The organism is Paenibacillus sp. SRL342, assembly GCF_984798905.1.
On the sequence record NZ_OZ481790.1, the window covers coordinates 3,215,889 to 3,228,147 of the forward strand.

Consider the following 12,259-nt stretch of genomic DNA (forward strand, 5'->3'; position numbering starts at 1 on the left):
GTCTGTAAGGCTTTTTATTGTTATAACGAGTGTAACGATGTAATATTTTTATCTCATCATTTGAGCAATCAAGGAATACGCAATGATGACCAGGAAGATAATAGTGATATGGTTAATGGAGAAGATAAACATCCGTTTGGACCATTTCTCTGTTTCTTTCTTATCAAAGGTAGCCACACTAAGAATGAGCCAGGCCAAGCTAACCAGAAATGCCACAATAGCGACAAATGGACTCATCGGCCAGAATAAAAAGCTGGAGATCAGTAACAGTACCAGATACACATTTGTCTGAATGTATGTCCGTCTGATGCCTTTAACAACGGGCAGCATGGGAACACCAGCAGCCTTGTATTCGTCAAAACGGCGAATCGCAATCCCATAGAAGTGAGGCATTTGCCATAAGAGCATCGTAACAACCAATGCCCAGATCTCGAAATGACCCAGTTCAGGTGAAATGGCTGCCCAACCGATGAGTGGAGGCACAGCACCCGAAAGACTTCCCACTTCCGTGTTGTAGATCGTTGTACGTTTGGTCCACATCGTGTAAGGGAACACGTAAAGCAACAGACCCAAAATACCAAATACAGCAGCGGATGGGGAAGCGATGTACAACATGATGCCCCCGATGATGGTGATTGCAATACCGAGAATCAGACCCGACTTGGTATCTACGCGTCCCGTAACGGTAGGACGTTTCTTCGTACGTTCCATGATCGCATCAATATCACGATCATACAAGTTGTTAAACACCCCTGCAGCTCCAATAATGAGAGAAGACCCAATAAAGGAAAGGATGATTGGTACAATATTAGCTAAGATTGAAGCATCAAATACATATAAAGCCAAACTTAAACCCGCAAACATGGCGATCAGGTTGGACTTGATGATTCCGATTTTGATCGTATCGAAGAAAACTTTCGGAATCGAGCTATACTCCAGGCTGATATTGGTCTGTGAACCATTGTTCAATGTTTTCAAGAACTCACTTCCTATATCTATACTTATATATTATGTCGCTATTATACCATTCAATACACTATGTGATTTAATTAACGTTTTAGTATTTAAAATAATGTCATTTGATTGTGAACAATTTAAAAACAAGGTTTTTTTTAATTGTTAAATAATTATTTCTGTGTTACAGGAGAAAATCTAAAAATCCGGTATAACAGTGATTCAAAGTTTGCTCTGTCATTGTAGTGTAAGTGTAAATAATCTTTTATTCAACTCACACAGGCTGGATTGAAGAAGGGAGTTAAAGATATATGTTGCAAAATGGTTAGGTTTTGTTTATTGTAGATATAAGATATCTTTAATGGTTTTGTTTTGTTAGAGTGTGTTCTTGTAAATCTCCGATATTACTTTCTTAAGAGAAAGCGGAGGTTATTTTTAAAACTAAATTAGAGATATTAAATATCTGGAAAGGGTGAATATTATGAGTAATATGGATCAACTCTTGGATGTACTTATTATTGGTGGAGGACCAGCGGGGCTTAATGCAGCCCTAGTACTTGGCAGGGCCCGCAAGAACGTTGTGGTCATTGATGATGAGACACCGCGTAACTGGGTTACAAGGGAGACTCATGGGTTTGTGACAAGAGATGGGGCAAGTCCACGTGAATTCCGGAAAGCTGCCAAAGAACAGATTGCAGCGTATCCTTCAGTTCAATTTGCATCCGATACAGCAACAGCGATAACAGGTAGCGATGGTGATTTTGTAGTTAAAACTACACAACGGGCAAGTTATCGCACGAAAAAGATTTTGTTTGCGGTAGGTAAGAAAGACCTTCCCTTGGATATTAACGGATTAACAGAGGTTTACGGTAAAAGTGCGTTTGTGTGTCCATATTGTGATGGATGGGAGTTAAGAGACCAATCGCTGGTCATCATCGTTAATGGAGTTAACGCATTACATATGGCAAAAGTCATATCCGGCTGGACAGAACGTTATACGATCTGTACGAATGGATCAGATTCCTTAAACGATGAGCACCGTGAAGAGCTGAAGCAGCATCATGTTACTGTATTCGATGCACCGATTCAATCCATTGACTCTGAAGAAGGGATGGTACAGCAAGTTGTACTACAGGACGGTACTGCGATTCCATGCACAGGGGTTTTCTTCCAACCGAAACTGTTTACCGGATCAGAACTGCCAAAGGCCATCGGTTGTGAAATTTCAGAGTTGGGAACGGTTATCGTTGATGCTTCCGGCAAAACATCTGTAGCGGGTGTATATAGTGCTGGTGATGCAGCATCCGAGATATATCAGGCAATCACGGCTGCGTCTCTGGGGGCATTGTCTGCGGTAAGCATTAATAATGAATTGAATTTCGAGAACTGGGATGAGCCAAGTCAACATTAGAATAAATTAAAAAGCTTCATAGAATCAAAGCGTCATTGGTTCATACAGTAGGGGATTGCATATGCAATCCTCTATTTGTTGTTATTCAACTTAAACGTTGAACGGTTCAAGTGAAAGTTCCCAGCCGGAAGAAAATTTGATATTAAATTTATTATGGTTTATTGTATTATCAAATGATATATATTACTATCATTTATAAAATCATCAAAGGAGAGATCACTTATGAATGAAAGCAGAACAGCCATCATATGGCTAACGAATACCTTGCTTCACGGCGTACAGATAAGAGGTGATCATCATGAGTGATGCAGCTTACATTCCACAGCCCAAAATGTATGGACCACTTGGCAATCTGCCTTTGATTGATAAAAATAAACCAACGTTGTCGCTAGGGGTGCTGGCTGAACAGCATGGACCAATATACCGAGTTACCGTTCCCGGTTATTCCGGTTTAATCGTATCTGGGCCAGATCTTGTGGCTGAGTTGTGCGATGTGTCCCGGTTTGACAAGTTTGTATACAATGAACTCGATAATGTACGTGCCTTTGGCGGCGATGGTTTATTTACAAGCAGAACATCGGAGCCCAATTGGAAAAAGGCCCATAACATTCTGCTTCCCACCTTCAGCAAACAGGCCATGAAAGGTTATCATCCCATGATGGTTGATATTGCCGAACAATTGATCAACAAATGGGCACGCCTCAATTCCAACGATACGATTGATGTTGCGGACGATATGACACGCCTTACGTTGGATACCATTGGACTATGTGGATTCAATTATCGGTTTAACAGTTTTTACAGACAGGACCACAGTCCTTTTATTGAAAGCATGGTTCGGGCATTAAATGAAGCAATGCAAAAGAGCTCACGTTTGAAAATTCAGAATCTGCTTATGGTCAAAACCAAACGACAGTTCCAAGAGGATATTCAGACGATGTTCTCTCTGGTAGATCAAATTATAGAGGAACGTAAAGCGAGTTCAGCACCCGAAGAGGTCGACTTGCTCGCACGTATGTTGAATGGTAAAGATCCGGAGACTGGAGAAATGCTGGATGATGAGAACATCCGGTATCAGATTATTACGTTTCTCATTGCCGGACATGAAACCACGAGTGGTTTATTATCTTTTGCTCTTTACTTTCTACTGAAAAATCCGGATTCGCTTCAAAAGGCGTATGACGAGGTGGATCAGATATTGGTCAGTGACTCACCACAGTACGAGGAAGTTCTTCAGCTTTCCTATATTCGCATGATTCTTAGTGAATCGCTTCGTCTCTGGCCAACAGCCCCGGGATTTGATGTATATGCTAAAGAAGACACCGTCATAGGTGGCAAATATCCCTTGAAGAAAGGGGAAAGTTGCAGTATTCTTCTGCCCCAGCTACACCGTGATAGAGAGGCATGGGGAGAGGATGCGGAGCTTTTCCGTCCGGAGCGATTTGAAGATACGGCGAAAGTGCCTCATCATGCGTATAAACCTTTTGGTAATGGGGAGAGAGCGTGTATCGGCATGCAGTTTGCTTTATATGAAGCAACACTTGTGCTGGGCATGGTCCTTAAACATTTTGAGCTGATCGATTATAGCAACTATGAGTTGGATGTTAAACAGACACTGACATTGAAGCCGGGAGACTTCCGGATCCAGGTGAAAGCGCGCGAAGTGTCACAAAAGACGAATAAGTCTACCAGATCTGTGGAAGAGAAACCTGCTCCTGTTGTTCATAAAAATATAACAAGTGACAGCCAGAGGGGAGAAATCCTGGCCGTTGAAGCAGATGGTAACCCTTCGCTCCTGGTGTTATATGGTTCCAATCTGGGAACGGCAGAAGGCATTGCCCGAGAGCTTGTGGAGAAAGGGCGTTCGTACGGAATCCCAAGTGAAGCAGCCGCTCTCAATGAGTGGATGGGCCGCTTACCCCGTCAGGGTGTCGTTCTCATCGTCACAGCTTCGTATAACGGTAAACCTCCGCAAAATGCTACGGCATTTGTAGACTGGTTGAAGGGAGTAGAGCCAGAGGAAGCACGGGATGTAAACTATGCCGTTCTGGGCTGTGGAGATCGGAGTTGGTCCGGGACGTACCAGAGCATTCCTCGATGGATAGATGAGAAGCTTGAAAAATGGGGAGGTAAAAGACTGTTATCTCGCGGTGAAGCGGATGCCGGAGGTGACATGGAGAAACAAGTCGAGGCGTGGCAACATATGTTGTGGCCTCAGGTGTTGAAAGCTTTAGGGATCAACGAGGAAATGGTAAAGGTATCCATACCAAGCACAAGCAGACTTCACATGGAGTTTGTCCCCGAGAAAACGGATATGCCACTTGCACGAACTTATGATGCCAGCTATGCCACGGTTGTAGTCAATAAAGAGCTTCAGGCGCTGGGAAGTGGAAGAAGCACGCGTCACATTGAAGTGTTACTGCCTGAAGGCATGAGTTATAGAGAGGGCGACCATCTCGGTGTGTTGCCCGGCAATCAGAAGCAGAATGTGGATCGGATACTCAGTCGGTTCGGACTACGTTGGGATATTCCGATCCAATTAACTTCGGACGTCAGCCATCTTACACACCTTCCACTGAACAGACCCGTCAAGATTCATGAGTTGCTCACTCACTGTGTGGAATTGCAGACACCAGTTTCCAGAACACAGTTGCAGGAGTTAGCTAATCATACGGTATGTCCACCTCATAAGCGTGAACTGGAAGGCATGTTGGACGAAAACAGCTACAGGGATTATATTCTTGCCAATCGAATCACCATGTTGGACCTGCTAGAAAAGTATGAGGCGTGTGAACTGCCATTCGAAAGGTTCCTTGAACTATTGCCGCCACTCAAGCCCAGATATTATTCAATATCCAGCTCGCCAAGCCAGAATTCCAAGCAAGCGAGCATAACGGTATCGGTAGTAAGAGAGCCTGCATGGAGTGGCAAAGGCGAATACCAGGGAGTTGCTTCATCGTATCTCGCCGGTTGTCCATCCGGAGCACGTATTCTGATGTTTGTAAGTAAACCTGAATCCGAATTTCATCTGTCCGAAGAGGTTGATGTTCCGATGATCATGGTGGGACCGGGGACGGGGGTTGCACCTTTCAGAGGTTTCCTCCAGGCGAGAGCTGTCATGAAACAGAGAGGTTTGCCACTGAGTGAAGCGCATTTGTTCTTTGGGTGCAGGAATGATTCAGATTTCATATATCGTCAGGAGCTTGAGCAATACGAAAGGGAAGGGATCGTTAAGCTACACACTGCTTTTTCTCGTGCGGAGGGCAAGCCCAAAACGTATGTACAGCATCTAATGAAAGAGAATTCCGAACAGTTAATTCACATGCTGACGAACAAAGGAAAACTCTACGTATGCGGGGATGGAAGCCAGATGGCTCCTGCGGTAGAAGAGACTTTGCAGCAAGCATATCAGGAGGTGCAGGGAGCAACGATGCAGCAAGCGAAAGACTGGCTCATTCAGCTTCAGGCCGAAGGACGCTACGTGCAAGACGTGTGGGCAGGTAAACGAACGGTTGAATCCTCTCAACTTATCTATTAAAACTTAAAATGAAAGAGTAGTTTCAACTTCAATCAGTTGATGGTCAAACAGGTTATACATGGACCGTGATCTACGGAGGTTATGTAACCTATTAATTAATAATGAAATAATACTAATCATCCAAAAACAGCCGTTCGATCTGGAGTTTCACATCCAAATCAGCGGCTGTTTTGATTAGGTGTTTTGTAAGAACGAGTAATGATTCTTATCTGGAATCCTGAATCGTTGCTGTACTGTTGTTGGCGCTCAGGGCGGAAATCGGATCGAAAGGCGGCCCTGTTATTGTACCTACGAGCAGTGCAATATCCACCGCATTGACCGGACTGCCCCATGAATTTCCAGAGAAGACCATAACGGCCTGTTCATTAACAAATCCTCTCGTATTATAAACAACATTGCTAATAACTTCCCCAGTTGTATTAGGGTTAAAGTAGGCTGGCTGACGTAGGGAATAAAAAATATTGTTTTGTACAAGCAAGCCGGTCATATTACCGATTTGGGTCACGAGACCTCGATTGACAACCCAACCTGAAGAAGGGCCAGCTTGAGGAGGACCGAATATCGTATTATTTATTACGGTATGATTGGTTCCGCCTAATTGAATAAATTCAACAGCATAAGGATTATCACTCGTGATCGTTAATCCGTCTACAGTTACTCCGCTTCCAATGATGGTGAAAGGGATAACAGCAGCTTGTAACAGGATGATTGTACTAGGATAGCCTTTTAGAGTTATTCCTGCTTTATTAATGGTAATGTTCGCAGTGATTGGGTATGTGCCACCAAGAATATGAACGGTTCCTGTTGGAGATACCGCGGTTACACCTTGTTGAATCGTTCCGAAAGGACTGGCCTGTGTTCCGTCCCCGCCAACTGCACCTTGCAAAACATATACATCAAAGGGATTGGGCTGCACTGTGCCCGTAGCGCCCGTAACACCAGTAGCTCCAGTAGCTCCAGTAGCTCCAGTGGCTCCAGTGGCTCCGGTAACTCCAGTAGCTCCGGTAGTTCCAGTAGTTCCAGTAGTTCCGGTATCTCCTGTTGCACCGGTAGGGCCTTCTGGACCGCCGGATGGACCCGTATCTCCCGTTGCACCTGTAACTCCTGTAGAACCAGAACTACCTGTAACTCCGGTAGGGCCTGTTGAACCAGTCACACCTGTGGCTCCAGTGATGCCAGTCGCTCCAGTTACACCAATCGTTCCCGTATCTCCAGTGGCGCCTGTCGGACCTGTAACTCCTGTTAAACCCGTGATCCCGGTATCTCCGGTAACTCCGGTAGGGCCTGTAATGCCTGTAGGTCCAGTAGGACCTGTTGCGCCAGTAGCACCGGTGAGTCCTGTGGCACCTGTGGAGCCAGTGCTACCTGTCGTCCCCGTAGCTCCATTAAAATTCTCGCTGCCAAATAATTCGGAATAAACGAGTCGGTGAGCAGCAACCAAAGAGCCGGCACTGTTTTTCCCCCAAAAAGAAACCAAAATGTCCTCAGGGGCTGCTCCTGTAACTGTAATAACGTATTCGAAACTGTTAAGATCGGCAAAATAAGTTCGTGTAGCAACCGCACCGGGTAAGATTGTGAATTGCTCACTTACGTATAAAGCTCTGCTTGTAATTAATGAATATCCCTGGACAAGTATAGTTGCGGCGTTCACGACACTTTGATTTTCAATTTTAATGGAAACGATCTGAGTTGGCCTTACCCCATTTACGGGGCTATTATCAATAGGGCCAGTTAGCAGGATTGCCAAATTTCTCACTCCTTTTCTCAAAAATCGAAATTAAGTGTGACTCACACTGATGTATGTTTATTCGAAGACAGGGAAAAGTTCCCTACTTTCTCAGAATCAAATGTATAAAAGGTAATAATTAAAAAAGAGGATAATATGATGACTCTGATATGAAAATGCTTTCAAATAAATTTGAAATAAAAATGATTGACAGTGCCGATCTGAGCGGGTTTAATTATATAGACCGATTGTTATAATTATTTGAAGGAAGTGGCTTTCGTTGAGTGAAAAGTCTAATGCTAGAGAGTCTATTGTCAGCACAGCAGCGAGACTGTTTTTTTCACAAGGATATCATGCGACCGGTCTGAATCAGATCATCAAAGAGAGTAGTACGCCGAAAGGGTCGTTGTATCATTATTTCCCGCAAGGCAAGGAAGAGCTCGCGCACGAGTGTATTCAAAAAGCCAATGAACATATCCTGCTGACATTTGAGAAAACATTTGCAGCCCATGACAATACGGGGGACGCCATTCAGAGATTTATTCATGATTTGGCTCATGAAACAGAAGCAGCCGGGTTTACCGGATTTCTGCCATTCAGCTTCTGGGCAGCTGTGGAGACATCGTGTATTAGTCAGCAGTTGCGTATTGCATGTCAGGGTGTATTTGCAGATTGGCAGGATGTCATTAAGAAACATCTGATTCTGGATGGCGTTGGTGAAGAGAAGGCGCGGGAGACGGCACTTCTGATCATTTCTTTGATGGAGGGAGCACTGATTATCAGCCTGACGAATCAGGATAAACAGCCTCTGCTGACGGCTGCTGATTATTTGTCGGTTGTGACGAAGAACGCCAAACAGGTTCAATAATTTATAGCAAGAGACAGAGAAAAAGAAAGTTCGATACGTTTGAGGAGGATGGGATCGTGGAGGTTTCCATGAAGGCTGATTCTGCACAGAATCAACAAGAAACACAGCAATACAAGGTATTTCCGATTTTGTTCGCGATGCTGCTGAGCGGCTTTATTGGTCTGTTTGGAGAAACGGCATTAAACGTGGCATTGACGCCACTTATGGCTCTACTGGAAGTAGGTCCTACAACGATTCAATGGTTAACTACAGGTTACTTGCTTGTGTTGGGAATCCTGGTACCGGTATCCGGTATGCTGCTGCAGTGGTTTACCACAAGACAGCTGTTTACAACATCTTTGATTTTCTCGATTGCAGGAACATTTGTTGCTGCACTTGCACCTAGTTTCGAAATTCTATTGGTGGCACGGGTACTACAGGCGATAGGTACAGCGCTATTGTTGCCACTGATGTTTAACACCATATTGGTTATTTTCCCGATTGAAAAACGTGGAGCGGCCATGGGATTGATTGGTTTGGTTATCATGTTTGCGCCAGCAAGTGGTCCGAGTATCTCCGGTCTGATCCTGGCTAATCTGAGCTGGCATTGGATCTTCTGGATCTCCTTGCCGTTCTTCCTGATCTCACTGGTATGCGGCTTGTTGTTCTTGCCGAATATTTCGAAACTGACCAAGCCCAAAATTGACATACTGTCCATTATCCTTTCTACCCTTGGTTTTGGTGGTATCGTATACGGCTTCAGTAGTGCAGGAGGACATGGAGAAACTGGCGGTGGCTGGACAAGTCCAGTTGTTATCTCCACTATCGTAATTGGCGCACTGTCCTTGTTGTTATTCAGCATCCGTCAGCTGAGAATGAAACAGCCAATGATGGATCTGCGAGCGTTCAAATATCCGATGTTTACGATTGGCCTGATCCTGATATTCATCTGTATGATGATGATGCTGTCATCCATGCTGATCCTGCCAATGTATCTGCAACAAGGTATGGCCGTTACAGCGTTAACTGCCGGACTGGTTCTATTGCCGGGCAGTTTGCTGAATGGTTTACTGTCTCCGGTTATGGGTCGACTGTTTGACAAGTTCGGTCCGAAGTGGCTTGTGATTATTGGTCTGGCTATCGTAACGGTTGTACTCTTCATGTACACTGGAATTACACCTACAACAACACTGGCGAAAATCATTACGCTGCATGTGTTCATGATGGTCGGAATCTCGATGATTATGATGCCTGCACAGACGAATGGTCTGAACCAATTGCCACGTGAGTATTATCCTCACGGTACTGCCATCATGAATACGTTGCAACAGGTTTCCGGAGCGATTGGTACGGCTGTTGCGGTAAGTATACTGAGCGCAGGACAATCCCGCTTTTTGAGCGGAGTGGCGAACCCGGAAAGTCCAGAAAATCAACTGGCAGGTTTCACGTCAGGTGTACAGAATGCGTTTGTATTTGCATTAGTTCTGTCGATTATCGGTCTGATTACTTCACTCTTTGTGAAACGGGTCAAAGTAGGATCAACGCCAGGACAACAAGGTCCTATGCATTAATCCATTAACTAACATGAATAATTGATATTGTATAAGAGCGATGTGACCCTTAACGCTAAGGGTGCATCGCTTTTTTGCGTAAAATTTATTCTATCTTTTTTGGTCTTGACGTGAAACGGGTTACAGCCATTAGAGTAATAATGTAGACGGAATACGGCGATTTAAAGAATGAATTTCAGAGCAAATACTTCATGTTCCGGCAAAATTGTATATGTTCATACTAATATAAAAGGGTAATATAGAATGTATTAGTACAATTTTTAACCAATTCGAAAACGGTTTATATTTTATTTTTAATCAAGGAGACATTATTATGATCATCATTAATCCCATTGGCGATAACATTGAAAAGATGCTGTTGCACTACGAAAAAAACGGCCATCTCACTCTACAGGCTTCGCTTATCAGTAATCGCTCGGTTGTATATAGATTGCAAGACTATTGTCTTAAGGTATATGCTTCACGTGCAAGATTGGATGGGGAGATGGAAAGTGAGGCACTTAGGGCATTGCAGAGTAATCCCTATGCACCTAAATTGTATGCGTATTCACCAGGTGAGTACACCCTGACAGAGCGGATTGAAGCATTCAAACTGAAAGAGTACCGTGTGACATATGGACACATTCCTCCCAACTTGATATACGATATGTTTACGACGGAACTTCAGCAGATTCATGCTGGATATTGGGACTGGGATGTCATCCGATATGAGAATTTGCTCTGGACCAAGACAGGTGAAGTGAAGAGAACGAACTTTTGGTTGTGTGAGCCTGTGAACTCCAGACGTGAGAGCTTATATAACCAGATCATTCGAAGAATTGAGAACATCTACAATGGCGATCGAACCGAAATGGAGGCGATGGAACAGTACTTTTATCGTCACCAGTTGACTTCATTAGAGATCGAACAAGCTTTCAGCGATTTCAGGTCCCAACGGCCAAGACTGGCGATAGCACAATAAATCTCATACTTAAAACCCCAAAGATATTAGAGAATCTTTGGGGTTTCTTTTATGATATAACATAGCCTTACTTTAGCAGGATGTACGTTACTTCTTCACCAGGGCCAATATCTCATCCGCAACGAAGTCCGGGCGATATTGATGGATGTAGTGATCGGTATCTTTAATGGTCACCTGTTTTGAATCATCCGACCAGGATTTAAATTCAACTTGAGTTTTGTCCCATTCGGGTTCACTGGCACCGAGGTAATCAGCGGTCAGTATGGTGAGGGGAAACGGTAATTTTTGCTTGTGATCTACGACCACTTTGGCATTGGCAGCTATTTCACGTAATTCATCCAACGTGTTAGCATTACCATAGTTGTACAACAGCGCAGTTGTATCCAATTTTTTTAGATCGTCGGGTACAAGTTTCAATTCATTACGATTGGCATTGGAAGTTTCGACAACCAAGTCAGATTGCATCGAGAGGCGGAATAGTCCGGTTTGGATACGTAATTTATTCGCAAAACCACCAATTGTGTCTGCCAAAGAGTCATCGTCATTCGAATAATATTCGGGACTTCCGCCATCAATCATGACGATGCCTTTCACGAGATCCGGGTATTTTTGTGCAAAACGGATGGTCTCCAGCGAGCCGAGCGAATGTCCAACTAATACATAAGGCGGCTTCTGTCCAGATACCTGCAATAACTCGTGTAATTCTTCAGCTACGGTATCGACATCACGTTTCTTATCGGTCCGATCGCTATATCCATAGCCAAATCGATCATATACAGCGAATTTTGTGTTGGGAGCAAGCTTTTCATATAATGGATAATAATCTACATAGGGATTAGCAGTACCCCAGCCGGAGGCGAGGACGACTGTTACATCGCCTTCTCCTCCAGTATATAGATGCATATTGTCTCCATGGACTTCGTAGAGCTTTCCAGGGGGTACGAGTATTTTGGCATCGTGCCTTAAACCCACTTGTTGGTAGATCACGCCAGTACCCAGAAGCAACAGAACTATTGCCAGGTCAAATATCAAAAACTTAACTAATCTTTTGCGCCATTTCTTCATGTTCTCTCACATACTCTCCATGTATTTTCTCTATCATATATGCCTAATCTTATACGAGAGAAAACAGAGTCTTAATTCTATCTTAATTAACCGAAAATTGTATATCAACGGCCAATGAATTAATATATAGCTACGATATGAATAGTTCTTATCCAAATATTGAATCACAGATTGATTATATAGAAC

Annotated in this window: 8 protein-coding genes; 5 read left to right on the forward strand and 3 right to left on the reverse strand. The window is 43.8% G+C overall.

Going from position 1 to position 12,259, the window contains the following annotated elements; genetic code table 11:
• Positions 1–48: 48 nt before the first annotated feature.
• Positions 49–978: a heme o synthase gene (gene cyoE, locus AC4E8D_RS14205; protein ID WP_036608378.1), complete on the reverse strand. Its 930-nt coding sequence runs from the start codon at positions 976–978 to the stop codon at positions 49–51.
• A gap of 466 nt (positions 979–1,444) precedes the next feature.
• Between cyoE and AC4E8D_RS14210 the strand changes: the two genes are divergently transcribed.
• Positions 1,445–2,365, forward strand: coding sequence for an NAD(P)/FAD-dependent oxidoreductase (locus AC4E8D_RS14210; RefSeq protein WP_490206487.1), 921 nt, complete (start codon positions 1,445–1,447; stop codon positions 2,363–2,365).
• 298 nt (positions 2,366–2,663) lie between these two features.
• Entirely contained in the window at positions 2,664–5,903 is a 3,240-nt protein-coding gene (locus AC4E8D_RS14215; protein WP_490206387.1) for a bifunctional cytochrome P450/NADPH--P450 reductase, read from the forward strand.
• Positions 5,904–6,108: 205 nt separating this feature from the next.
• On the opposite strand, the gene AC4E8D_RS14220 is transcribed toward AC4E8D_RS14215, so the two are convergent.
• Entirely contained in the window at positions 6,109–7,650 is a 1,542-nt protein-coding gene (locus AC4E8D_RS14220; protein ID WP_490206388.1) for a collagen-like triple helix repeat-containing protein, read from the reverse strand.
• A 259-nt stretch (positions 7,651–7,909) separates the two neighbouring features.
• On the opposite strand from AC4E8D_RS14220, the gene AC4E8D_RS14225 reads away from it, so the two are divergent.
• The 3 genes from AC4E8D_RS14225 to AC4E8D_RS14235 all read left to right on the forward strand — a co-directional run bounded on the left by AC4E8D_RS14225 (position 7,910) and on the right by AC4E8D_RS14235 (position 11,008).
• The gene (locus tag AC4E8D_RS14225; RefSeq protein WP_221819514.1) at positions 7,910–8,497 is read left to right on the forward strand and encodes a TetR/AcrR family transcriptional regulator; all 588 of its coding nucleotides are present in this window, start codon (positions 7,910–7,912) and stop codon (positions 8,495–8,497) included.
• A gap of 68 nt (positions 8,498–8,565) precedes the next feature.
• Positions 8,566–10,047 (forward strand): DHA2 family efflux MFS transporter permease subunit, encoded by a 1,482-nt coding sequence (locus AC4E8D_RS14230; protein WP_221819641.1) that lies wholly within the window; start codon positions 8,566–8,568, stop codon positions 10,045–10,047.
• A 313-nt stretch (positions 10,048–10,360) separates the two neighbouring features.
• Positions 10,361–11,008, forward strand: a complete 648-nt coding sequence (locus AC4E8D_RS14235) for a hypothetical protein (protein WP_339308218.1) — start codon at positions 10,361–10,363, stop codon at positions 11,006–11,008.
• A gap of 87 nt (positions 11,009–11,095) precedes the next feature.
• Here AC4E8D_RS14235 and AC4E8D_RS14240 read toward each other — a convergent pair whose 3' ends face one another.
• Positions 11,096–12,040 carry an alpha/beta fold hydrolase gene (locus AC4E8D_RS14240; protein ID WP_339308220.1) on the reverse strand — a complete coding sequence of 315 codons (945 nt, stop codon included), beginning with the start codon at positions 12,038–12,040 and terminating at the stop codon, positions 11,096–11,098.
• Between the last annotated feature and the right edge of the window lie 219 nt (positions 12,041–12,259).